Source organism: Roseibacillus persicicus (assembly GCF_014651675.1).
Classification (GTDB): Bacteria; Verrucomicrobiota; Verrucomicrobiia; order Verrucomicrobiales; family Akkermansiaceae; genus Roseibacillus; species Roseibacillus persicicus.
The window spans coordinates 25,944-48,039 of record NZ_BMXI01000008.1 but is presented as its reverse complement, the minus strand read 5'-3'; the positions used below and the strand labels follow the sequence as shown (position 1 = coordinate 48,039).

22 protein-coding genes are annotated in these 22,096 nt (G+C 57.0%); 9 read left to right on the top strand and 13 right to left on the bottom strand.

Going from position 1 to position 22,096, the window contains the following annotated elements:
- Positions 1-9: 9 nt before the first annotated feature.
- From IE099_RS10270 to IE099_RS10260, 3 genes are read left to right on the top strand one after another with little or no spacing between them, the layout of a single operon-like run.
- Positions 10-597 (top strand): hypothetical protein, encoded by a 588-nt coding sequence (locus tag IE099_RS10270; protein ID WP_189569841.1) that lies wholly within the window; start codon positions 10-12, stop codon positions 595-597.
- Positions 587-1,234 (top strand): HAD family hydrolase, encoded by a 648-nt coding sequence (locus IE099_RS10265; RefSeq protein WP_189569840.1) that lies wholly within the window; start codon positions 587-589, stop codon positions 1,232-1,234. The genes IE099_RS10270 and IE099_RS10265 overlap by 11 nt, the downstream gene beginning before the upstream one ends.
- Before the next feature lie 45 nt (positions 1,235-1,279).
- The gene (locus tag IE099_RS10260; protein WP_189569839.1) at positions 1,280-2,359 is read left to right on the top strand and encodes an aspartyl protease family protein; all 1,080 of its coding nucleotides are present in this window, start codon (positions 1,280-1,282) and stop codon (positions 2,357-2,359) included.
- 49 nt (positions 2,360-2,408) lie between these two features.
- Here the strand turns inward: IE099_RS10260 and IE099_RS10255 are convergent, their stop codons facing one another.
- Positions 2,409-3,257: a hypothetical protein gene (locus tag IE099_RS10255; RefSeq protein ID WP_189569838.1), complete on the bottom strand. Its 849-nt coding sequence runs from the start codon at positions 3,255-3,257 to the stop codon at positions 2,409-2,411.
- Positions 3,258-3,374: 117 nt separating this feature from the next.
- Here IE099_RS10255 and ispG point away from each other — a divergent pair, with 117 nt between their 5' ends.
- From ispG to IE099_RS10240, 3 genes are read left to right on the top strand one after another with little or no spacing between them, the layout of a single operon-like run.
- Positions 3,375-5,165 carry a (E)-4-hydroxy-3-methylbut-2-enyl-diphosphate synthase gene (gene ispG / locus IE099_RS10250; RefSeq protein WP_189569837.1) on the top strand — a complete coding sequence of 597 codons (1,791 nt, stop codon included), beginning with the start codon at positions 3,375-3,377 and terminating at the stop codon, positions 5,163-5,165.
- Positions 5,162-5,458 (top strand): ATP-dependent Clp protease adapter ClpS, encoded by a 297-nt coding sequence (gene clpS / locus IE099_RS10245; RefSeq protein WP_189569836.1) that lies wholly within the window; start codon positions 5,162-5,164, stop codon positions 5,456-5,458. The genes ispG and clpS overlap by 4 nt, the downstream gene beginning before the upstream one ends.
- Positions 5,455-6,045 carry a hypothetical protein gene (locus tag IE099_RS10240; protein ID WP_189569835.1) on the top strand — a complete coding sequence of 197 codons (591 nt, stop codon included), beginning with the start codon at positions 5,455-5,457 and terminating at the stop codon, positions 6,043-6,045. Before clpS ends, IE099_RS10240 begins: the two co-directional genes overlap by 4 nt.
- A gap of 6 nt (positions 6,046-6,051) precedes the next feature.
- Here IE099_RS10240 and IE099_RS10235 read toward each other — a convergent pair whose 3' ends face one another.
- Positions 6,052-8,532, bottom strand: coding sequence for a c-type cytochrome (locus IE099_RS10235; protein WP_189569834.1), 2,481 nt, complete (start codon positions 8,530-8,532; stop codon positions 6,052-6,054).
- A gap of 21 nt (positions 8,533-8,553) precedes the next feature.
- Positions 8,554-8,967, bottom strand: a complete 414-nt coding sequence (locus tag IE099_RS10230) for an acyl-CoA thioesterase (RefSeq protein WP_189569833.1) — start codon at positions 8,965-8,967, stop codon at positions 8,554-8,556.
- A gap of 115 nt (positions 8,968-9,082) precedes the next feature.
- Here IE099_RS10230 and IE099_RS10225 point away from each other — a divergent pair, with 115 nt between their 5' ends.
- Complete coding sequence (locus IE099_RS10225; RefSeq protein WP_189569832.1) at positions 9,083-10,882, top strand: hypothetical protein; 1,800 nt, start codon at positions 9,083-9,085, stop codon at positions 10,880-10,882.
- Between the two features lie 24 nt (positions 10,883-10,906).
- On the opposite strand, the gene IE099_RS10220 is transcribed toward IE099_RS10225, so the two are convergent.
- From IE099_RS10220 to ffh, 6 genes are all read right to left on the bottom strand, one after another.
- A complete protein-coding gene (locus IE099_RS10220) occupies positions 10,907-11,836 on the bottom strand; it encodes a UDP-glucuronic acid decarboxylase family protein (protein ID WP_189569831.1) in 930 nt (309 codons plus the stop codon).
- A 320-nt stretch (positions 11,837-12,156) separates the two neighbouring features.
- Entirely contained in the window at positions 12,157-12,528 is a 372-nt protein-coding gene (locus tag IE099_RS10215; RefSeq protein ID WP_189569830.1) for a hypothetical protein, read from the bottom strand.
- Between the two features lie 180 nt (positions 12,529-12,708).
- Positions 12,709-13,260 carry a 3-keto-disaccharide hydrolase gene (locus IE099_RS10210; RefSeq protein ID WP_189569829.1) on the bottom strand — a complete coding sequence of 184 codons (552 nt, stop codon included), beginning with the start codon at positions 13,258-13,260 and terminating at the stop codon, positions 12,709-12,711.
- Between the two features lie 228 nt (positions 13,261-13,488).
- Complete coding sequence (locus IE099_RS10205) at positions 13,489-13,929, bottom strand: DUF5069 domain-containing protein (RefSeq protein ID WP_189569828.1); 441 nt, start codon at positions 13,927-13,929, stop codon at positions 13,489-13,491.
- 80 nt (positions 13,930-14,009) lie between these two features.
- Positions 14,010-14,837 (bottom strand): S1 family peptidase, encoded by an 828-nt coding sequence (locus IE099_RS10200; RefSeq protein WP_189569827.1) that lies wholly within the window; start codon positions 14,835-14,837, stop codon positions 14,010-14,012.
- A 6-nt stretch (positions 14,838-14,843) separates the two neighbouring features.
- Positions 14,844-16,256 (bottom strand): signal recognition particle protein, encoded by a 1,413-nt coding sequence (gene ffh, locus IE099_RS10195; RefSeq protein WP_189569826.1) that lies wholly within the window; start codon positions 16,254-16,256, stop codon positions 14,844-14,846.
- A 172-nt stretch (positions 16,257-16,428) separates the two neighbouring features.
- Here ffh and IE099_RS10190 point away from each other — a divergent pair, with 172 nt between their 5' ends.
- Together IE099_RS10190 and IE099_RS10185 are read left to right on the top strand one after the other, a co-directional pair.
- Entirely contained in the window at positions 16,429-16,689 is a 261-nt protein-coding gene (locus IE099_RS10190; RefSeq protein ID WP_189569825.1) for a hypothetical protein, read from the top strand.
- Positions 16,690-16,785: 96 nt separating this feature from the next.
- Positions 16,786-18,306, top strand: coding sequence for a trypsin-like peptidase domain-containing protein (locus IE099_RS10185; RefSeq protein WP_189569824.1), 1,521 nt, complete (start codon positions 16,786-16,788; stop codon positions 18,304-18,306).
- A gap of 254 nt (positions 18,307-18,560) precedes the next feature.
- On the opposite strand, the gene IE099_RS10180 is transcribed toward IE099_RS10185, so the two are convergent.
- From IE099_RS10180 to galE, 4 genes are all read right to left on the bottom strand, one after another.
- A complete protein-coding gene (locus tag IE099_RS10180) occupies positions 18,561-19,475 on the bottom strand; it encodes a PulJ/GspJ family protein (RefSeq protein ID WP_189569823.1) in 915 nt (304 codons plus the stop codon).
- 21 nt (positions 19,476-19,496) lie between these two features.
- The gene (locus IE099_RS10175) at positions 19,497-20,213 is read right to left on the bottom strand and encodes a type II secretion system protein (protein WP_189569822.1); all 717 of its coding nucleotides are present in this window, start codon (positions 20,211-20,213) and stop codon (positions 19,497-19,499) included.
- 27 nt (positions 20,214-20,240) lie between these two features.
- Entirely contained in the window at positions 20,241-20,933 is a 693-nt protein-coding gene (locus IE099_RS10170; protein ID WP_189569821.1) for a prepilin-type N-terminal cleavage/methylation domain-containing protein, read from the bottom strand.
- Positions 20,934-21,036: 103 nt separating this feature from the next.
- On the bottom strand, positions 21,037-22,041 hold the full coding sequence (galE, locus tag IE099_RS10165; protein WP_189569820.1) for a UDP-glucose 4-epimerase GalE: 1,005 nt from the start codon (positions 22,039-22,041) through the stop codon (positions 21,037-21,039).
- Between the last annotated feature and the right edge of the window lie 55 nt (positions 22,042-22,096).

The following is a 22,096-nucleotide window of genomic DNA, read 5'->3' as shown; positions in this document are numbered from 1 at the left end:
GCCCCGGACATGAAAGCGGTCATCTTTTTTATCATCACAGCGCTCTGCTGGATTTTCGCCATTGTCTTTGGCGTGCGGGGGTTCAAGACCATCGTGGATAATGTGAATAGCAATCTCGTCGTGATGGAGGCTCCCGGGACAGCTACTTTTACTGTGAAAGAGGCCGGGAAGGTTTCCTTGTGGCACAATTATCAGGATATTTTCGAGGGGAAGACCATCGCCAATGACTTGGCCCTGCCCGGAGGGTTTAGCTTTGAGATCCGTCCCGCAGGTTCAACATCGGTGGTCATCCCCTTGGCCCCCTCGGTTGGGAATACCACCATGAATAATGGGAGCACCCACAAGGTCGGCGTGGGGACCTTTGAGCTGCCCGCTCCGGGTGATTACACTCTCAAGGCCTCCGCTCCCGCGGGAGAGACCAGAGTGGTCTCCTTGTCGGAAGGCACTTTCATGGAAAATTTTGGCGGTGTCTTCGGGATGATTGGAGGAGCCGTCGTTCTGGGGTTGATTGGGACGCTGACCTTGATTCTCGCCATTGTCTTTTTGTTCTTGAAACCGAAATCCAAGCCCCCGACGTCACCTGCCCATGCTGCCTGAAGCTATTCTTTTCGACTTTGACGGGACCTTGATGGATACGGAGTGGGCGATTTATTCGGCCTGGCTGCGGACTTTTCGCGATGAGGGGCAGGAACTGCCCATTGAGGTCTATGTGCAGTGCATTGGCTCGGACTTTGATACCTGGTCACCCAAGCTGCATTTGGAAGAGCTGACTGGCAGATCCTTTGATTGGGAGGAAATGGATGCCAGCCGGCAGATTGAGATCGAAGCTGAACTGGCGACCCAAGGGGCCGTGGAGGGAGCGCGCGAGTTACTCGAGTCTTTGCAAGGGAAGACCCGCCTGGCGGTGGTCTCGTCTTCCTCCCATGGATGGGTGGATGGCTGGTTGGGGAGGCTTGGTTTGGCCGAATTCTTTGAGAACACCACCTGTCGCGGCGATGCGCCCCGCATCAAGCCTGCTCCTGATCTCTATCAGGCCTGCAGCGAGACTCTGGCAGTGCCTCCCTCGGGCTGTCTGGTCATCGAGGATTCTCTCAACGGAGTCCGATCCGCGAAAACGGCGGGAATGACTGCCTTTGCCATCCCCAATCGCATCACCACCGTGAGTGATTTCGCGGAGGCTGACCGTGTTTGCTCAAATTTGAGGGAACTTGGTGCCGCTCTTTTATCTGAATAAGCCTTGTAATAAGTCCGCCCTACGCGGGTAACATCCCTCAACATCATGTTTCGCAAAGTTCGCTCCCGTTTATTCCTTCTTTTACCCGCCTTGTTCCTCGTCGCTTGTGCGAACAAGGCGCCTGAAAATGAGGGTGTCGGCCCCTCCAGCGGATTGCGCGAGGCCCGGTTGACGTCCCTCGGCTACACTGCTTTGCCTTTGAAAAAGATTAGCAGGGACTCCCGCTACTCGGGTAAATTTCTGGTGAATGGGAGTCCGGTCGACCTGTTGATTGATTCCGGAGCGAATTCCACCGACCTGGACTCTCACCTGGCGCCCAAGCTGGGGCTGCGGATTGATAATAGTGCCAAAGTGGTCTCGCGGGGAGCGCTTGGTCGGCCAGTGACTTCCCGGGTTGGCTTGGGAGTGCTGTCGGCGGGTCCGGTTTCGGCTCTGCCTTTTCCTTTCATGCTCGCCAACGAGACCCTCGGGAATACTGCGACCTCCCGCTACGATGGCCAGATCGGACTCGATGCCCTTGAGGCTCTCGGAGCGTTGATTGACCTGCGCACCGGCAAGATGTGGGTTCCCAGCAAGAACGCCCAGAATGCTCGAGCTCAAAGTATCCGTCCCTTGGGAGAGATGACGGGCTTGGGTTTCAATACCCTCCACATGCGCCCTGCGAAGAATCTTCCGCACCTCATCATGGAGTCGTATTGGAATGGTCGCCTGGTCACCTGGATCGTGGATACGGGGGCGGAGGTCTCCGTGTTGTCGGCGGAAAGCGCCCGCGAATTGGGACTTGAGACCCGCGCCAGTTCTTCCCGCATCATTGATGCCTCGGGCGACAATGCGGCTGCCCGGGCGGCGACTTTTGAGAACGTGGTATTCGATCGCCTGGTAGTCACCGAGTTTCAGGTTGCGGTGATTGAGCTGCCCGTGGTGCGCAAAAACTTCAAGGACCGCAATGGACGGGTTGTCGACGGCATCATCGGGATGGACTTTCTCGAAAATACTGGTGCCTTGTTCGACGCAGGTTCTCGCCTTCTCTACGTGGGTGACCCCGCAACCAAAGGCGTTTCCGCGCCTGTGCCGACCTTGGCGAAAGAGTCCCGGCGGGAGGCTGCCCTGGGCTTGAATTGGTAAGTGGGGGACAGGTTCCGACCGCGAAAGCTTCGATAGGAGAGCGCAGGCGCTATTGCTTCGCGGGCTTTTTCACGTGCCACGCGGTCAACCAATCGTGTTGGACTTGCTCGAAGCCATCCGCGAGGAGGCGCCTTTCCATGTCGGGGAAGTGGGCCGCTCCATAGAAGATTCCGATCTTCTGGGCACCCTTCTTCCTTTGTTCGGCTAGAACCGCGAAGCATTTGTCGTTGCGGTCGGAGATCACGAGATTTTTGCCCGTGAGGGCTGCCGTCGATTCGTCGCCCTGCTCCATGAGGGTCATGTATTGCAGCTTGAGCCCGGTAGAGTCGCCGGAAAGGATCGCCCGCATAACGAGTCCCATGTCCATGCCGCCGAAGGGTTTGCCGGAGATTTCGCTCCCTTTCACGCTGGTTTGCAGGGCAAAGGCGAGGACCTCGTCACTCTTTCCCTCGGTCAACTTTTGGTATTCCGCCATCGTGAGATCGGCGTGGACGAAGTTTTCTTTGGTGTAGTCAATGAGGTCGATTTGCTCGGCGAGCTGCATCGTGCTTGCGAAAGAGCCATAGAGACCCCGCAATCCTTCCGCCGGCCGCCCGTCTGCCGCTTCTTCTTTTTCGCGGGGCTTGCCGTTCAGCGTCTTGGCGGCATTTTCTCCTCCGATGAGTTCAAAGAGGAGGACGGGATACTTCGTGAACTCCTTGTTGAGGGCTTGGAAGTAATCTTCATCGGCAATGTGGATGGCTCCGATGAGGGTAATGGAGGTGTCGCCCTTGCGATAGGTCGTGATCGAGGTCTGTAGCTGGGCCTGCTTTTCATCCTCCACAACGCGGATAAAGTCGGTCGGTTCAGCCGCAATGAGCGCGAATTGGGTGAGCAGAAGGGACAGAAGCACTTTCATCAGGAAAGCAACTAAGCAGCGAATGCCCCCCTTGGCGAGACTGGGTCCCTTTTTTTGGCGAGATCCAGCCTTCGACGCTCTTGTTTGCCGGCGCAAATCGTTTAGAGTCCGCCCTCCATGAGCGAGCTTTTGCAGTACTGTCCCGACCTCTTTTCCTATCAGCGAAGGGAGTCCCGCGAGGTGATGGTCGGCGATGTGGGGATCGGGGGCGACAATCCCATCCGCATCCAGTCGATGATTACCAGCGACACCCGCGATGTGGAGGCTAGTGTGGGCCAAGTGTTGGGCTTGGCCGAGGCAGGCTGTGAGATTGTTCGCATCACCGCGCAAACCCGGAAGTATGCCGAGTTCCTCAAGCCCATTTCCGAGCAGGTGCGAGCTGCCGGAGTGACCGTGCCCCTGGTGGCGGACATTCACTTCAAGCCCGATGCCGCGATGGAAGCCGCCAAATGGGTCGAGAAGGTGAGGGTCAATCCGGGCAACTATGCCGATAAGAAAAAGTTCGAGGTGCGCGAATACACCGACGAGCAATATGCAGAGGAGCTGGAGCGCATCCGCGAGCAGTTCGTCCCTTTGGTGGAACTTTGCAAAGAAAAGGGGCGGGCGATGCGCATTGGAACCAACCACGGATCGCTCTCCGACCGCATCATGAACCGCTATGGTGACACCCCGCTCGGGATGGTGGAGAGTGCGCTGGAGTTTGCCCGCCTGGCCCGCGAGTTTGATTACCATAACTTTGTTTTTTCGATGAAGGCCTCCAACCCGAAGGTCATGATCGAGGCTTACCGGCTCCTGGTGGCACGTCTCTATGCCGAAGGCGCGGATTGGAACTACCCGCTGCACCTTGGAGTGACCGAGGCGGGGGATGGGGAAGATGGACGGATCAAGTCTGCCATCGGGATTGGCAGCCTCCTTGCCGATGGGGTTGGCGATACGATTCGGGTCAGCCTCACCGAAGATGCCGTCCACGAGATTCCGGTAGCCAAGGCTCTGGTGAAGTCCTCAGCCCAATCTGCACAACCAGTGGGGGGGGATTACCAAGGGCTGGAGCCCAGTTGGAACCCATTCAGCTACGAGCGCCGCCGGACAGGAGTGGTCACTTGTGGTGAGGTGGCGGTGGGAAGAACCGAGTTGATGAGGGTCTTTACCTCGCGGGAAAAATATGAGGCCGTGAAGCATAAGTTGGCGGGACTGGGTGACTTCCAGCCGGAGGTCGTCTACGAAGATGCGAATGTCTTGGAAATTGATCCTCGGAACGACGAGGAGATTTCGGCTGCCGATGCTCTGACGGAACGCAGGATCGTGACGGTTCGCGACGGGATTGAGATGGAGGTGATTCCTGCCTTTCGCCTCTTGGCTTCGCGATTGCAGAAGCAGCATCCGATTTTGCTTAAGGACGTGCTCTCGCCGTCGGCGGATTCGCAGAAGGACTTTCTCGACACCCTTTTGGTGGCCTCCAAGAATTTAGGTTCACTGATTTGCGATGGAATTGGCGATGCCATTTTGGTTCAGGGTGAGGTGGCTCCGGGTCAGTCGTTGCGATTGAGCTATAATATTTTGCAGGCGGCGGGCGCACGGATCTTCAAGACTGATTACGTGGCCTGTCCGAGCTGTGGCCGGACCCTCTTTGACCTCCAGGATACCACTCAGAATATTCGCGCGGCGACAGGCCATCTCAAGGGGGTGCGCATTGCCGTCATGGGCTGTATCGTCAACGGACCGGGAGAGATGGCGGATGCGGACTTTGGATATGTGGGGGGAGCACCCGGCAAGATCAACCTCTACGTGGGCAAGCAACCGGTGAAGTTTAATATCCCCGAAGCGGAGGCTGTGGATCGGTTGGTGGATTTGATTAAGGAGCACGACCGTTGGTTCGATGCTCCCGAGCGAGTGACGGAAGAAGTATGAAAGCTGTGACAACTGACAAGCCACGCACGAAGTCGAAGACCAAGTCGCGTGAGAAGCTTGCCCAACCCTGGAAGGTGGTGGTCTACGATGATCCGGTCAATCTGATGGAATATGTGACCCGGGTTTTTCAAAAGGTCTTTGGCTATTCGCGGGAAAAGGCGGAGATGCTGATGCGGCAGGTTCACGACGCCAAGCGTTCGGTGGTGTGGACTGGCAATCGGGAAAAGGCTGAGCTCTATGTGCAGCAATTGCACGGATTTCAGCTGCATGCGGGATTGGAAAAGGACGAATGATTATTGAGGCAACGGAAGAGGGTGGGCTGTGCTTTGGCCTGCAGGAGGAACGGGATTGGGAGATTTTCGAGCTTCTGGTGTCGGACGCGCAAGGACGTGGCGAGGGCTGGCTGGCGAAGCGCTTGGGCGTGATGCTCGATGACGAGGATTGGGACGAGTTCGTCGCCCCGGGGCTGACTTCGCAATTCGAGAGCGAAGTCGCGAGGGTTCGCGCCATTCTTCGAGATGCTTTTGAGAAATCCCAGCATCAGCAAAGAGAAGCCGAACAAGTCGCTGAGCCAAAAGAAAAAAGCCCCGCCGGAGAGGAGTCCGGGGAGCTTTCATTTGAGGATTTGGATGACTTGGAAGAGGAGTCTCCTGTGATCGGCGAGGTGCCGATTACCCGCGAGGATAGCGGGACCTGGTACAGTGTCTTGAATCAGGCTCGCCTGGCGCTGGAGGGAAAGTGGAAGTTGGCTGCGCTGGAGGATGAAGAGGGCTTGGACTCTTTGGAAAAAATTGAGCCCGAGCGTGTCTCTGCCTACCTGCGCAACCGGTTCTACACCCGAATCCAGGCCATGCTGTTAGAGTTCGTTTTGGATCTCTAAGGGCGGCTATTCGGTGCCTAGAAGGAATCCCAGGAAGTCTTTCAGTTCCTTTTCGTTGAGCTGATTGATGAGCGCACCGGGCATGGGTGAGACGGGTGATGGCTTCATCTCCTTGATGTCGGCGCGGGAAATACCCTGGGTCTCGGAGAAGTCAAAGGGGTTGGTGGCGACGACCAGAATCTCGTCCTTTTCGTCGAGTACTTTGCCCATCACGGTGGAGCCATCAGTCTTCAAGATGTATTGGAAGCCGTATTGGTCTGAGATTTCACGATTGGGATCCAAGATGGCAACGGCGAGCTCCCTGGGGTTGAAGCGTCCGGCGACATTCGACAGATCGGGGCCTGCCGCGCCACCCATTCGTCCGACCCGGTGACAGGCGGCGCAGAGGCTGGCTTGGAACATTTTCTCTCCGTTTTTGACATCCGCATCCGTCAGGTCTTTGGCGAGAGCCGCGACTTCGTCGATGGTCCAGGTGCGGCCGGGGCCCTTGGCTACTGGCAAGTCGGCGAAGGGGTCGCGCTTCACCTCGAGCCCCCAGCTCTCGATCAAGGCGCGTTCTTCTTCGGTGGCATTGGCGAGGGTGTCTTCGCGCATTCTCTTCAGACCCAGACTGGCGCTCTTCTGGGCCTTTCCATTTTCCTCGCGGGCATACCAGTCCATGAGCTGACGGCGTTGCCCGGGGGTCCAGGGCCCCTTGACCACCCGCAGGCAGTAGGCGAAGTGAATCTTCCGGGGAGAGCCCAGTTCGCGCATCACTTTGGCGGCGTTGGCGCCGTAGTTGCCCTGGCTCCGTTCGATGAGACGAGTCCAATCGGGAATCTCACTTTCGCTGCGGGGTTGCGCGAGCAAGAGGAGGGTGCGCTCGACGACTTTGGGAGCCTGGAGGTAGCACAGCATGCGGCAGAGCTCGTCTTCCACCTCGCGATCGGAATTGGGATAGTGAGCATCAATCTTGGCGAGGACATCGGCGCGCTCGCTCTCGGAGGGCTCACCGGTGCGGATGAAAACGAGGCCGAGGGCGCGCAGCCAAGAGAGCTTTTCCTGCTTGGAAAGTTCGTCCCAAGGCATGCCCAGGAGCTCCTGCATGGCGGTAGAGCGGTCTTCCTTGGTGCCGACGCGGGCAAGTCCCATTACGGCGGTGATGTTTTCGGCGCGGGAACCCTTTCCGACGAGTGCGCGTACTTTTTCCGCTCCACCCATTTCGGCCTCGATGCGGCGGGCGAAGCGGGACCAGCGGTCTTCTTTCTTTCCTTCAGGCTTTTCGAGAGAGCGCCAGGCGTCTTCGGTTTTCTCGCTGCCGTCATAGCGAATACGCCAGAGGTTGGAGCCTTGTCTGCGGCCGCCGGTGGCGAAATACATGTTGCCGTCCAGTCCGACTACACCATCGGTGAGGGGCAGGGCCTTGGCCGTGAGGAACTCTTCCCACTCGCCAGTGTAGCCATGGCCTTCGGGGGTGATGTGACTGGCGTAAATGGTAGCGAAGGTCCAATCGAAGCAGTAGATGGCGCGTTGGTATTTTGCCGGGAACTTGGCACCTTGTCCGCTGGTGGTGCCCACGGGGCTGCCGGGTCCAAAGTCAACGACTCCTGGCAAGCTATCCTCATAATAGACGGGCCACTTGCCGGTTCCGTTGCGCCAGCCGAATTCCGAGCCGGGCATGGCCCAGCAAAGGCGGGTCGGGCGATACCAGGGCATGCCCATGTCCCATTCCATATCGGCGTCGTAGACAAAGAGGTCGCCGTATTCATTGAAGGCGGCATCGAAAGGGTTGCGGTAGCCGGTGCTGTAGTATTCCCACTGCGAGCCATCGGGGCGAAAGCGCAGGACCTTGCCGCCGGGGGCCATCTTGTCGCTGGCGTGGCCACGCCCATCAGGATTGCGGGGAAGGAGTTGGTCTTCGTCCCAGACCTTGGGCACCTGGCTGCCATCGAGTTCTTGTTCCTGGGTGTAGTTCCCCGCGATGAAATAGAGCCATTCGCCATCGGGGGAGGGAACGAGTGAGTGCACACCGTGTTCGCCTCCACTCTGGAAGATGCGGATGGGCTGGATGTCTTCGAAGCTGCCATTGCCATCGAGGTCGCGGGCACGGTAGACACCCTTTTCGCCTCCTTCGACCGATTCTCCCACAACGACGTAGAGCGAATTCTGGAACCAAAGAAGCCCGTGCGCGCCTTTTAGCTCAATCTCAAGTGGAGCGACCGAGATGTTCTCTCCCGAGACCTTGATCTCGTAGATGTCGCCATATTGATCCCCAGCCGCGATTCGGGTGGTTTCGCCCTCGTTTGGCAGGGCGGCGAGGGAGACCCAGCTCCCCCAGTTTTCCGGCACCTCGAAGACGTGCTCCAGCAGGAATCCATCCTGCAGGGTCGCAACGTCAGCTGCAGAAGAGATTTCGGCTTTCACCGGATCTTGTTCAGCTCCAAGGAGCCCGGCAAGGAGGAGTGTAATACTCAAATTTCGCATCAGGGTTTTTACGCAGATCATCATGGCTTGTTGCAATAGGAATCGTTAATCTTTCTCGAGGACGGGTAGTCGCTGGACCTTTCCTTCGGGCATCTTAACGAGCGCGAGGGATTGGCGGGTGGTTACCAAGAGTTCATCGTTGCGAAAAATTTCGAATTCACACCAGAAACGAGCTCTTTTCCATTCCGACAACCACCCTCGGATAAGCAGAATATCTGCCAATTGTGCAGGTTTGCAATAGTCGACTTCGATTCTTACGACTACCGGGAAGATTCCGTCTTGGCCCATCGTCTTGAGATCGAAGCCCAACTGGGCGGCGAGCCGGGTGCGGCACTTCTCGACCATTCGCAGGTAGGCCAAATTGTGAACGACCCCACCGCAGTCAGTATCATAGAACATTACTTCCTCTTCAATCTCATGGAGATACGGTCTTTTCTTGCAGTCACGCGAGCTGGACATGGTGTTCCTATAGGTAAACTTGTGGGACATGGCCAATTCTCTCTCTCGGGAATTCCCACGCGGGTGATTCTTTCGTGAGTTGTCGCTGGGGCCGCGCGATGCTATGGATTGCGCTATGAAGGTGCTCCTCCCCCTTATTGCATCCGCGGGTTCCATCCTCGGATGCTACCTTCCCCCAGTGGAAGGGGTGCAACTGTTCCGGCGCGATGTCTTGCCCCTGGACTCCAATCGGCAGATCCTGTTGGCGAAGGATCTACTGGCGTTGGCGGCGCGGCCGGACGCGCTGGAAGATGCTTCCCAACGGAGAGCGACGGCTCAACTTCTTGCCCTCGCCAGCAACCTGGATCCGTCCTCGGCGACTCCCTCCAATCTGAACCGGACTTTTGCCGCAGGTGAAGAGGACGACATTGTGGCTTCATCCGACATGGGGAGCGCGCTCGACAATCTTTCGACGGTGCTGGTCTATCTGCTGGGAGATGATGCCACCCGGGAACAAAAGATCATCGCCGAGCTCATGCTCGATCCTTTGGCTGTAGTTGCTCCGGACCTGAATATCGTGAGCGCCCGCCAATCTGGCGGGGAAAGCCCACGTTGGCACCGGGCCATCGCACCGGTGGAGAAATTCGAGGAACAGCCCGAGGTGGACTTGCCTCCACCGGTAGAGCCGGAGATGGCCAATCCCGGCGAGGAGGCAACAGAAGAGGAGGCGGTAGGAGATGAGCTCCTGCAGGTCGCGGACTTTCAAGGGGAAATCATCGTCCCAGCCATTCTTGGTGAGCGCATTTCCAACGAGGAATACCTCATCCACGAGCGATTGCAGCCGCTTACCCTCGTTGCCCGCTTGCAAAAGGAGCAGGGCAAGGTCGACTTCCCGGTGGGGCGGGATTCCAAGACCCTGCCTCCTGTGCGGGCCTTGGTGAAAGAGAATCTCGAGCGCCGATATAGCCCCGAGACCATCAAACGCATCCAAGCGAACTTTCGACTTGGTAAAGTCGACTACCTCGATCGCAACGGACTGACGTTGGCCCTTCCCATGATCATTCTGGCGGAAGGATTCCTCAGCGAACGTCAACCGTTGGGCAATCTAGTCGTGCTTGGTGCGCTGGATAGCGAAGGGCAAATCAAGGCCCCCAAATCGCCTTGGCAGTTTCTCGATTTGCTGCTGTCGAATTCGTCCGAAAGCCCGAGACGGATTCTGATTTCCCATGAGCTGGGGCCACAGATGGAAGCTCTCCTCACTCGACAGCAGGAAGACTTTTTCTTCGACAACGACGTCTTCCAGGTAAAGACCCTCGACGATGTGTTTGAGCTGGCCTTCGAGGGGGCGGAATCGGAGGCTGCGCGAAGTGCCTTGGAGCAGTTCGCCGAAATTCGAAGAGTGGGAGCCAGCAAGACGACCTCGGTCTTCGTGGCGAATCCACATGTTCTAGCGAGACTGGGTGAGGCCAGACGGACGGATCCCAGAATGCTCTCAGCTTCATTGCTGGAGATGCGGGGCTCGAGCAACCAACCCCTCAATCATTCTACGGAAGTCCTCGCCTCCCTTCTCCAGTCCGCTCTTCTACCGATGTCCAAATTGCCCTATGCGAACTCGCGTCATCTCGAGGCTTCGAAACTGGAGCAAATTCATTCCGACTGTCGCGAAGCCCTCGATCCCATCGCCCGTAATGTGTCGCTGGGAGATCGTAAGCTTTACGACAAGGGGCTGGACCTGGCCAACCGCATTCGAACGTTGGCGCGGGCCAAGGAGCGCTACGACAAAGAGGAGTTTCCCTCCAATGAGTCGTTCCACGTCTCGTTGTTCTACAGCACCTTCCAAGCAATTCAGAAGGAATACTTCGATTTCGCGAGTGAGGTGGCGATCATTCTGAAGCAAGAACCGCCCGCTGATCCCGCCCTTTCTTCCAAAAAGTAGAAGCTGGCGAAGACCCCGAATTCCCTAGAGACCGAGGTCCTGGCGGAAGTAGGAGATGGTCTTTTCCAAGCCCTCGGCCAAGGGCACCTGGGGTTCCCAAGACAGTTCGCGTTTCGCAATCGTGATGTCGGGCTGGCGTTGCTTGGGGTCGTCCTGAGGGAGATCTTGGAAGACCAGTTTGGAAGAGCCGCCCACTTGCTTCAGGACTTCCTCCGCCAGTTCCAGCATTGTGAATTCCCCGGGGTTACCGATGTTCATTGGCAGGGCATAGTCGCTTTCCATCAGTCCCATAAAGCCGCGGATGAGGTCGTCGACGTAGCAAAAGGAGCGGGTTTGAGTGCCGTCGCCATAGATCGTGATGTCCTCTCCCTTGAGCGCTTGCACAATGAAGTTGGAGACCACGCGGCCATCCTCCGCGTTCATGCGGGGGCCGTAGGTATTGAAGATGCGGACAATGCGGATATCGACTCCGTTCTGCCGATGATAGTCCATAAAGAGAGTCTCCGCGCAGCGCTTCCCTTCATCGTAGCAGGAGCGAATGCCGATGGGATTGACATTGCCCCAATAGCTTTCTGGTTGTGGGTGTAGCTCGGGGTCGCCGTAGACTTCGGAGGTGGAGGCTTGAAACACACGCGCCTGGGTGCGTTTGGCAAGGCCCAGACAATTGATGGCTCCCATCACCGAGGTCTTGATGGTCTTGATGGCATTGTATTGGTAGTGGGGAGGACTCGCGGGACAGGCCAGATTGTAGATGCGATCGACCTCTGCCTTGAAGGGCTCAATGACATCGTGGCGCATGAGCTCGAAGTTGGGATTGCCCAGATGATGTGCCACATTGGCCTTTCGTCCGGTAAAGTAGTTATCGAGGCAAATGACATCATCTCCCTGTTCCAAAAGACGGTCGATCAGATGTGATCCCAAAAATCCAGCCCCACCGGTTACCAATACTCTCATTGGGGCGGCGCTATAAGGGATGGCCAAGGATTTGACCAGTCCTATCAAACCGGCCGCGCGGCGGGGCGATCCTGCGAGGAAGACTCTTCATCCTTTTTGCGAGTCACTGGGCCCTGAATCCTAAATCGTTGCCGCAAAGAGCCTTTCCTTTTTCGGGCTTCCTAAATCGTGCGCCTTCCTAGCGGCGAAAATTCTCCCTTTCCCTCCCCCAGCTGGCTTCAGCGCCTTCGTTAGAAGTTCTACCGCCCAATAAAAAACGGCCCTTGGATTACCAAGGGCCGCTTTCACCATACACACACATTATAGCCAGGAAAACTGAATCAGGCTTGGGAGAGCTCAATGGCTCCATCGCCAGCCTTGTCGGGGTGCTTGGAGCGGCGTTCAACCGCTTCCTTCATCCGCTCGGAGGCCTCGGCCGCTGCCTTTGCGCCATCGTTGGAGCCCTTTGTGACTGAGTCTTTGACGGCCTCAGGCACGAACTCGTTGGCGAAGGTGCTTGCGAAGCTCGTGCCATATGCCAGCCCATAGGCGACGTCATGCAAAATTTCGTTCAAAGCGCCTTTTACTTTGGGCGCTGCTTCCCGGGCCTTCTTGGCGGCCTCGTCCATAGCCGACCTCACCGCGTCGTCAACCCGGTCAAAGGGACGCTTGGATTCGGGGGCCTTGTCTTCTTGATTTGATTCTTCGTTCATCGGTTTTCGTTAAGTTAAGCGTTGCCGCTTTCTGACTTTGTTCACTGCATTAAACGTCGGCCGGCGGATTTTACTCACTATAATTGATGATAAGTTTTGTAATCGGTGCCCCAAGCTTTCCAAGCCTTTCAACCGCAATGAAAAAGCTTTCTCCAAAACGAAGAGAAATTTCGGAAGCTGCTATAACTCTCGAATTCGAATGTTGCGGAAGGAGATCCGACCTTTGTTTTTCTGAAGACCAATCAGGCCAGCGGGACGGGCGGGCTTGGCATGGTATTCCATCAACTTTTCTCCATCCAGGATGACGGTCACGACTCCATCGTGCACCTTCAGTTGATACTTTCTCCACTCGTTCTTTTCCCCTTTTCCTTCGATTCGATGATGTTTGACAATACTGCCGGTTGGGTAGGCGTTCGTGGGATCGGCAATATTGATTTCGTAGCAATCGATGGCCTCATCTTTCACCTTGGGTTCAGTGTTGAGGAAGATACCGCTATTGGTCCCGATGGCGGCCTTGAACTCCAGTTCCAGCTCATAGTTCTGGTATTTTTTCTCGGTAGTCAAGAGGCAGACCGGACCTTCGCTGGCGGTAATCACTCCGTCGACAACCTCCCAGTTGGCGTCTCCTTGCTTGGTCCAGCCATTGAGGGTTTTGCCATCGAAGAGTGAGATCCAACCTTCTCCGCAAAGGGAAGAAGCAAGTGCCATCGAGAGAAAAAATATCAATTTCATCACCGGCCAATTAGCCAGAAAAGAAAGTGACCGGCAAGCGCGCGGATTGAGGGTCCAGCTTCAAGGAGAGATAGCTTTCTCTCATTCACCTGAAGCTAGCGAGCCTCTTAGTAGTACAATCGTTTCTTAACTTCTACAGCTTCGAAGGGAGTTCTGTAGATAGGGGAAGTTGGAAAAAAGGAAGGTTGCTTGCACCAGCAACCTTCCTTGCAAAGTAGAAGTCGAAGACTAAAGACGACCTTCTTCGTAATCGTAGACGTCGAACCAATGGTAAACGACCTTGTCCTTGGGGATAAACTCGGCGATATAATCCTCGAGAAAGACCTGAAGATTTGTTGGCATTTCGCTGATTCGCTTGTAGCGAAGGTCATTGTTCCAGAGCACGATCTCTTCCTTGGAGTGCTGCTTGCCGTTTTCGGAAAGCCATTTTGCAACCGCCTCATCATCGGCACCCGTTGCAACGAATTCCTTGAAATCGCTGGAGGAAATTCCGACGAACTCGAGGAACATCTGGTCGAGGGGGCAATCGTAGTGATACTCGCCGGCGGTTCCGGCAATCTCCGCGCGACACTTGTCGAGGGTGCGGGCGGCCACCACGTAGCCGCCAATGGTTTCGCGAGGACTGCGAGGGAATCCGGTGTTCAGATCAGGAGCATTGATAGAAGACATAATGTGTTTTGAATTGGGGCCCTCATCGGGAGGGCCAAATACGCTCGACTCGGTCGTCGCACTGTCAAACGGAATCAAGGCTACCGGTCTCGACCGTTCCGGTCCTTTTCAATGATCTCGCGGATCATCTGTGGAGAAATGAGGGTGAAGCGGGTGGTGGTGGTTCCAGTGAGAGCCTCACTGCGAAGACTGGTGATAATTCCGGCCAAGAGACCGTTTGCGTCCACCACCGGAGCTCCGCTCATTCCCCCTCTGCCGACAAGGGTCGAATAGTAGCTTTTGAGCTGTAACGAGTTGTTCGACGTCCGGGCCTGGGTGACCACGCCTGCTGTGGCAAAGGGCCCGTTGCCCGTTCCCTGCGCTGGCTCGCGGGCAAAGACGAGCGCTCCGCTATTGGTTCCGCTCGCGCCTGCAAAGACGGGGTCGCCGACTTTCAGAGGGGTACTGCGAAGAGGGAAGGGGGTCTTTGGGGCGAAGTCGAATTTGACTAGCGCGAGGTCAGCCTTTTGGTCCTGCCAAACCACGCGCCCTTTATGATAGTCGGTTCGGAGATAGTCAGCCGTCCGGAAGGACCCCTTCTTTGGAAAGGGCTTGAGCAGGATTTCGTCACTCAGGACGAATTCTCCATCCTTCACCACGTGCAGGGCGGTGAGATAATAGCCGTCGGGCGAGACCGGAGCGGCTCGTCCTGCCGGGATGCGTCTCTTGGGGTTGGAGATCAAGCCAACCCGATCGCGGAAGAATTCCTCCACGCTCTTTCCCGCGATGGGGTGAGGAGGGGCGGTCGCCAGGCTTTCCTTCTGCAAACGCCTCGCCTCCGGATTGTCCGAACGCCTTTCCTCCAGAGACGAACCGCTGCACCCAACGACGATTGCGCAGCACAATGCGACGGAGAGTGAGTTCTTCATGATTGGTTAGAATGGCATGCGGGGGCCGCCTTTGCCGCCCTTGCCGCCGCCAAGCATTCCGCCGAGGCCTCCCAGGCCACCGCCATCTTCGCCGCCGAGGGCTTCCATTTGCTGCATCATCTGCTTCATCTTGGATTTGGAGCCCATCATCTTTTGCATCTGCCCGAACTGTTTGATCAGTTGGTTGACTTCGATGAGGGTGCGGCCGCTGCCTTTGGCGATGCGCTTGCGGCGGGTGCCTTTGATGATTTGCGGACGCCTTCTTTCTTTGGGAGTCATGGAGAGCACGATGGCTTCCATGTGCTTGATGCGCTTGTCGTCGAGCGCTCCGCTGGGGAGCTGCTTCTTGATTTTGCTAAAGCCGGGCATCATTCCGAGAATGCCTTCGAGGGGGCCGAGATTCTGAATCATCTTCATCTGACCAAGGAAATCCTCGAAGTCGAACTTGCCTTTCGCCATGCGCTTGGCGGCCTTCTCGGCTTGCTCGTGGTCGATCTTTTCGGAGATGTTTTCCACCATGCTGACCACGTCGCCCATGCCGAGGATGCGGTCGGCCATGCGCTCGGGATGGAACTCGGCGAGGTCTTCGATCTTTTCGCCTTCGCCAATGTATTTGATGGGCTTGCCGGTGACCTGACGCATGGAAAGGGCGGCGCCGCCTCGGGCGTCACCATCCAGCTTGGTGAGGATGATGCCAGTGATGCCCACCGCGTCGTCGAAGTGTTGCGCCACTGAGACGGCCTGTTGACCGGTGGCGGCATCAGCCACGAGGAGGGTCTCCTTGGGCTTGACGAACTTGTGCAGCTTCTTGAGTTCTTCGACGAGCTTGTCGTCGATTTCCTGGCGACCGGCGGTATCGAAGATGACGACCGACGCTTCGCGTGCGGCGTCGGACTTGAGGGCTTGCTTGGCGACCCGGACCAGATCGGTTTCGCCTTGATCGGGGGTGAAGACGGGGACGTCGCATTGCTTGCCGAGCATGGCCAACTGCTCGATGGCAGCGGGACGGTAGAGGTCACAGGCGACGAGGAGGGGCTTGCGGCCTTCCTTCTTCAGGCGGCGGGCGAGCTTGGCGGCGGTGGTGGTCTTACCGGCACCGTTGAGGCCGCAAAGGAGGATGTAGGCGGGGGCGTTGAGATTGAGGGGGGATTGGTCGCCGCCGAGGAGCTCGGCCAATTCGTCGTGGAAGATTTTGACGATTTGCTCGCCGGGCTTCACTGATTTGAGGACTTCTTCGCCCTGGGCCTTTTCGCGCACGGACTCGATGAACTTCTTGGCCACCGAGAACTCCACATCGGCCTCGAGAAGGGCCAGACGGATTTCACGCAGGGCGTCGTAGATGTTCTCTTCGGTGATTTTGCCCGTTCCGGTCAGGTTGCGGAAGGACTTGTCGAGAGCGTCGGAAAGGTTGGAAAACATGATTTCGAAGGGAAGGTGCGTCTTGGAAGCGCTTTTTTCAAGAGTGGAGATTGGGGAAGGCGATCCGAGGGCGAAAGTCGATCGCGATCGAACGAAGCGTTTTTTTCTGGGGGGACGCGAGTTCTTCTTTTATCCGAAAATCATTCCGGCCGGGTGCGGTTGGTCTGGAGTGATGATGAAACCAGTTCTTCTTGTCGTTTTTAGTATGTTTCTCGTTTCCTTCGGGAACGCGGCTTTGATTGCATTCTACGAGCGAGAGACGGAGAGCACGGTGGCGAAAGTTGCCGAACTCTCGGTTGCAGGGGAAAAGTGGGTCCCGCTGGCTTTTGATTTTTCAATGAAAAGGGAGATGATTCCCCAGGCTGAGAAGCCTCTTGGCGGGCTGGGTTGGACCATCGGTCTGAGTATTGTGCAAGGCGCACTGAAGGAGTGAGGGCTGCGGCTTGACCTATTTTCTCTTTGCGCAAGCTGAGCAGCGCGGGCACTCTGTCCGTGTTCACCCTTTTCGAAAATTGAAGAAAGCTGCTCCATGAAGGCCGCCATCGCGCGACTTGTCATTCTGTTGATCGTCTTTTGCATCGCTTTCGGAGCCGTTATGCTCTGGCGCAAGTGGAAGGACGAAAATGGGGTGCCCGGATTCCTCCGTTCGCAGGAGAATGCTATGCTCGAGACGGGCAAAGGCCAGTTTCGGCCGGAAAGTTATACCCTTCGCGAGTTGCCCGCGCTGGACATCGACGACGTCAAGCTCCTCGCCCATCTCAATTCGGAATACACCAAGCTGGTTGGCAGCGTGGTGCCTTCGGTGGTCAGTATCGATACCATTGGCGAGCGTCGGGAGCGCTTGAATTATCTTGGCCGCACCTATGAGCGCACTTGGGAAACCACGGGCATCGGGAGCGGAGTCATCGTCACGCCGGAAGGTCACGTCATCACAAACGAGCATGTGATCGAGGGGTCTCTGGGGATGAAGATCACGCTGCATGATGGACGTAGCTTCCCAGCCCGTCTCATTGGAAAGGACCCGACGCTGGACGTTGCCGTATTGCGCATTGAGGGCGACGGCCCGTTCGAGGCCTTGAGCTTTGGAGACTCGGATCCGGTCCAGCCGGGGGAGATGGTCTTTGCGGTGGGTAATCCCTTCGGCCTCGGTGAGACGGTGACGCAGGGCATTATCTCGGCGAAGGAGCGCTCCATCTCCGACCGTCAGCGCGACCTTTTTCAAACCGACTCCGCGATCAATCCGGGGAATTCCGGGGGGCCGTTGGTGAACTATCTTGGGGAGATTATCGGCATCAATGTGGCGATTTATTCTCCGGACAAAGAAAATCAGGGATTTGCCGGCGTGGGTTTTTCCATTCCTTCCAATGACGTGCGGGAAAGCTTTCGCCAGATTCTCGAACGTGGTCGACCCATTCGAGGGTTCCTTGGGCTCAATGGACGCGACTTGAGCTCGCGAGTGCGATATGAGCTGGGTTATCCCCGGGGAACGGGGGTGGCAATCGATGCGGTCGTGCCGGGTAGTCCTGCTGAAGCTGCCGGTCTGCGTGCGAATGATGTGATCCAGAGCTACAATGACCAGCCTTTGCGTAGCTTGACCCAGTTCATCACCATGATTCAGCGCACCAAGGTGGGGGAAGAGGTGGAGTTGAAAGTATGGCGCCGCCGCGAGGAACTGACCGTTCAAACCAAAATTGTCGACTACGATGACTGGCGTCGGGCAACGGCGGCGAAGGAGGCAACCCGTCCTTTGGCCAATGATCAGGAAGTGCTCCGGCGCGTTGGTTTGCGGGTGCGTGATCTGTCCGTGCTCGAGCGAATGCGTGGTGAGCAGGGGATTCTGGTCGCCGAGGTGCTGGAGGGCTCGGAGGCCGCGAAGGCGGGCGTCGAACCAGGCGACCTCATTATCGCGGTGAATGGTCGTCGGGTGATCGAGGCCGGTGACTTGCTCGCTCGCATCGCCGCGTCTGCAGCGGTCCAAGAGACCCAGCTCGTTCTCAAGCGTGGCTCGGAGGACCTGGACGTGACCATGCCCCAAGTGATCGAGCGCTAAGAGTTGGGACCAATCCGGAAGCGTTTCGGCGTGGCGCACATCTTGTCAGACCGCTGGTCGTCGCGAATGGTGAGAGCGCGAAAGGACGTCGCGGAAGGGTGTCTTAGGCTTGGTCCCTCGTCGGGGAATGTCTCGTTCCTGCCGAGCTCGGAACATCCAGTCTCCAGCCCACCAGTTCCGAATGGGCCGACGTCTATGGACATAAAAAAACCCGAGGCTTTTGGCCTCGGGTGAAAGGGGGATGGGCGGCTCTCCTACGGTTGTGGCAGCAGGATCGTCTTGGCGAAGTAGTGGCTGTTCTTTTCGAGCAGCTTCAACTTGGCGGCCTCGGGGAGGGTGCCGTTGCGCAGAGTTTCCAGAGCGGAATCGTTGATGACGGTGAGTGAAAGGTCAGCGGCAACGATTCGGCCATTGGAGTAGTCGGCGTTGCTGTTGTTGTCGGCCTTGATGCCATTCCCGCTGAGGCGGAAGTCTTCCACGGACTCGCCACCACCGGAATTCACAACGAGAATGCGCTCGGTACGAGTCACGTTGTTCTCGGTGTATTCAATGACGAAGGAGAGGCTGAACTCGTAAATGTTCTCACAGACGAAGTTCTCGGGGTCGGATTCGCTGGACTCGAAGTTGCGGTATGCGGACTCGAGGTCGGTTTCTCCGAGAAGCGTCTCGAAGGTTTCGTCCGGATTGATGAGCTGGCGATAGAGGATGAAGCTGGCGTATTCTTCATCGTCTGTTCCGGCAACCGGGTCGCGGAAGAGGAGGCGGTAGGCGACGGTGGAAACATCGCCTCCCTTGTCGACCGAGGAATTCAGGTCGCCATCATAACGGTCGGTGGCGGCGGTGAAAAAGACAGCTCGGGACGCGTTGGGGCTGGGGTTGCCGCTGGGACCGGGAGGGTTGCTCTCGGTGGAGATCCAGAGCCATTCGAAGTCATTGCCGGAGCGGACGACGAGGGATTCCAAGTCACGGGCCATTTGATCAAAAGCTGCCTTCGCTTCGCGGGAAGCTTTCACCCGGTTGCGGCTGATTGAATAACCGTCCAGCGCGGTGGCTGTGATGGTGACCAGCATCGAAACGATGATGGCGGTGATGCCAAGCGCCACGAGGAGCTCCACCAGAGTGAAACCTTTCTTGCGGGCTGATGTTGCGAGAGTTGAGTTCGTTTTCATGGTTTTCGAGGACGGTAGGATTTAGCGGCGAACGGCCATGGCACGTGAGAAGAGAGGCTCTCCCAAGGTGCCTTCGAAGTCGTTGCCACCGCTTGCCAAGGGGCCACTGACGTAGTTGTAGCTATTGGCGGGAAGTAGGTAGAAGTCAGCTTGAAAGGCGATGACGGCGTCGTCGAAGCTGCTTGCGCTGGAGGCACCGCTTCCGCTGGTGCTTACGAGACCGCTGCCAGCATCCGAGGCGGTGAGGCCACCGTTGCTGTCGCGTACGAGCTGCCGCATGCGCACGACGAAGGCACGGCCTTCAACGGCTTCCATCAAGTTTTCCAAATCAGTGCTGCTGCTGCCGAGCCGGCGAACTGCAGACTGGACGAGATAGTCTTTCCCGGGGGAGCCATTGTCCTGGGTGTAAGGTTCCAGCTTGCCGTCGGTGATCTGGCCGGTATCGCCCCGATAGTTGAAGAGCAAGACCGCGCTATCGAGTGAGCTTGAGGATGAAATCCATTCGAAGGCTTTATCGAAGGCGGTGTCGTATTGACCGGCCTCATCTTCGCGCAGGGTGCTGAGCTCTTTTTCCAAAGCGGAAGCGAGACGGTCGGCGTCCTGAACGCTAATCGCGCGGCTGATGCTACTGGTGGCGGGTCCGAAGACAGCAAGGAAAGTCGTGAGAAGAACCGCTACCACCGCGATGGCAAGGAGGGTCTCCATCAGTGTGAAACCCTGGCGTGAGTGTTTGTTCATAGTCAGATTGGGAAATTGTGGTTCGAATTAGTTCATGATGAAGTCCAAGTCGCGGATAGCAGAAGTCCTGCCATTTCTCCAGACGACGAAGCCACCCACATCTTTACCGACCAATTGAGGCACGTCCGCGCCAGGTCCGGTGACACCACGGCAGAGAACGAAGGCCGCACCCGGGTCGCTCTCGCCCTCCGCAGTGCAGAGTCCTTCGGCGTTGAATTCGTAGTAATAGTAATTGGGATTGCGGGTCGACTTGTTGTCTCCGGGGAACTTGATGGCCTCATCCTTGGAGCCGTAGCTGCCCAGACCGGAAATCCGGGAAGAGGCTTCTTCGCTAAACTTGGGGTGGAAGTAGACACCGCTGGGAAGAAAGGTTCCCCGGGAATCAACACGCCACCTGCGCCCAGTTTCCTCGCCTGCGTCATTCCGTTCGATTTCCTCATAGGCCACGACCATGAAGCGGAGGTTGCGGTCCTCTTCGTTTGGTTCGGCGTGGATGCAAAGGCGGGCCCGGGTGCCGCGGCCAATCGCGAGATTTCGAGCCTCGTCCATCAGGGCTTGGGTCTGGGAAAGTCCGGAGACTGTGGCTTGTCCTTTGTCGATATTCTGTATTCCGACAGCTGCCACTGACAGCATGACGGCCATGATGCCAATGACCACGAGAAGCTCGATGAGGGTGAAGCCGCGAGATTGCGGAGTAGAATAGGGATTATTTCTCATCATTAGAAAAGAGGTTGTGCAAAAGAACTTAGAGCGTGGCCAGCGAAAAGCAAGAAATTGTATTCACATTGTATTTTCGAGGCCGCTTTTTTTTGGGAAAGGAGAATTATTTCTCAAATTGTCCCAATCGAGGCCCAGTCATCCACTGCCAGGCGGACTCGACCATATCCTTCGCATCGGTATGGGAAGCTTCCCAGTCGAGGACCTCTTTGGCCAGGGATGGGTCGGCTACCAGGCGAGCGGGATCTCCCGCCCGTCGATCACCATATTCGACTGGTACTTCCTTGCCGGTGACTTCGCGGGCGGCGTCCAAGATCTCGCGCACGGAGACCCCTAGCCCCGTTCCCAGATTGCAGCGGATGGACTCGCCACCTCCCTTGAGATGGTCCAGAGCCTTGGCGTGAGCATCGGCGAGGTCCATCACATGGATGTAGTCCCGGATGCAGGTGCCGTCGGGGGTGTCGTAATCGGTGCCGAAAACGGTCATCTTCTCGATTTTACCCTGAATCGCGAGAAGAACGTTGGGAATGAGATGGGTTTCAGGCTCATGGGCTTCACCAATCAATCCGTCGCCCCAGGACCCGGAGGCGTTGAAGTAGCGCAGGCAGGCGCTTTTCAGCCCCCATGCGGTGTCGCAATCCGCCAGAATCTGCTCCAGCATCAACTTGCTCCAACCGTAGGGATTGACGGGTTGCAAGGGATGGCTCTCCACAATCGGGACCTCAACCGGCTCGCCATAGACAGCGGCAGTGGAGGAAAGGACGAAGCCCTTCACCCCGTGGTCCCGCATGGCTTCGAGCAAAATCACCGGGTCAGCGGTGTTGTTCTGGTAATACTTCAAGGGGTCCTTCACGGACTCGCCCACGTTGATGAAGGCGGCAAAGTGAATGACGACGTCAATGTCGTTTTCGCTGAAAATTTTATCCAGTAGAGGTCGGTCGGAGAGACTTCCTTCGATGAAGCGGACGCTGTCGTCCACCAAGGCGTCCCGGTGGCCATACACCAGGTTGTCCAAGACCAGGACGTCGCGGTCCTGTGAAGCGAGAAGTCGGACCGTGTGAGAACCGATGTAGCCTGCCCCGCCAACGACGAGGGTAGTAGATTTGCTCATATTTTGAGGACACAAGCGAATGGGATTGTGGACGGGATGTCAAATACTCCTTAGG

Bases quoted from the DNA above. Each gene is read 5' to 3' on its own strand.
- IE099_RS10270 (WP_189569841.1), top strand. From the start codon at position 10: ATGAAAGCGGTCATCTTTTTTATCATCACAGCGCTCTGCTGGATTTTC.
- IE099_RS10265 (WP_189569840.1), top strand. From the start codon at position 587: ATGCTGCCTGAAGCTATTCTTTTCGACTTTGACGGGACCTTGATGGAT.
- IE099_RS10260 (WP_189569839.1), top strand. From the start codon at position 1,280: ATGTTTCGCAAAGTTCGCTCCCGTTTATTCCTTCTTTTACCCGCCTTG.
- IE099_RS10255 (WP_189569838.1), bottom strand. From the start codon at position 3,257: ATGAAAGTGCTTCTGTCCCTTCTGCTCACCCAATTCGCGCTCATTGCG.
- ispG (WP_189569837.1), top strand. From the start codon at position 3,375: ATGAGCGAGCTTTTGCAGTACTGTCCCGACCTCTTTTCCTATCAGCGA.
- clpS (WP_189569836.1), top strand. From the start codon at position 5,162: ATGAAAGCTGTGACAACTGACAAGCCACGCACGAAGTCGAAGACCAAG.
- IE099_RS10240 (WP_189569835.1), top strand. From the start codon at position 5,455: ATGATTATTGAGGCAACGGAAGAGGGTGGGCTGTGCTTTGGCCTGCAG.
- IE099_RS10235 (WP_189569834.1), bottom strand. From the start codon at position 8,532: ATGATGATCTGCGTAAAAACCCTGATGCGAAATTTGAGTATTACACTC.
- IE099_RS10230 (WP_189569833.1), bottom strand. From the start codon at position 8,967: ATGTCCAGCTCGCGTGACTGCAAGAAAAGACCGTATCTCCATGAGATT.
- IE099_RS10225 (WP_189569832.1), top strand. From the start codon at position 9,083: ATGAAGGTGCTCCTCCCCCTTATTGCATCCGCGGGTTCCATCCTCGGA.
- IE099_RS10220 (WP_189569831.1), bottom strand. From the start codon at position 11,836: ATGAGAGTATTGGTAACCGGTGGGGCTGGATTTTTGGGATCACATCTG.
- IE099_RS10215 (WP_189569830.1), bottom strand. From the start codon at position 12,528: ATGAACGAAGAATCAAATCAAGAAGACAAGGCCCCCGAATCCAAGCGT.
- IE099_RS10210 (WP_189569829.1), bottom strand. From the start codon at position 13,260: ATGAAATTGATATTTTTTCTCTCGATGGCACTTGCTTCTTCCCTTTGC.
- IE099_RS10205 (WP_189569828.1), bottom strand. From the start codon at position 13,929: ATGTCTTCTATCAATGCTCCTGATCTGAACACCGGATTCCCTCGCAGT.
- IE099_RS10200 (WP_189569827.1), bottom strand. From the start codon at position 14,837: ATGAAGAACTCACTCTCCGTCGCATTGTGCTGCGCAATCGTCGTTGGG.
- ffh (WP_189569826.1), bottom strand. From the start codon at position 16,256: ATGTTTTCCAACCTTTCCGACGCTCTCGACAAGTCCTTCCGCAACCTG.
- IE099_RS10190 (WP_189569825.1), top strand. From the start codon at position 16,429: ATGATGAAACCAGTTCTTCTTGTCGTTTTTAGTATGTTTCTCGTTTCC.
- IE099_RS10185 (WP_189569824.1), top strand. From the start codon at position 16,786: ATGAAGGCCGCCATCGCGCGACTTGTCATTCTGTTGATCGTCTTTTGC.
- IE099_RS10180 (WP_189569823.1), bottom strand. From the start codon at position 19,475: ATGAAAACGAACTCAACTCTCGCAACATCAGCCCGCAAGAAAGGTTTC.
- IE099_RS10175 (WP_189569822.1), bottom strand. From the start codon at position 20,213: ATGAACAAACACTCACGCCAGGGTTTCACACTGATGGAGACCCTCCTT.
- IE099_RS10170 (WP_189569821.1), bottom strand. From the start codon at position 20,933: ATGATGAGAAATAATCCCTATTCTACTCCGCAATCTCGCGGCTTCACC.
- galE (WP_189569820.1), bottom strand. From the start codon at position 22,041: ATGAGCAAATCTACTACCCTCGTCGTTGGCGGGGCAGGCTACATCGGT.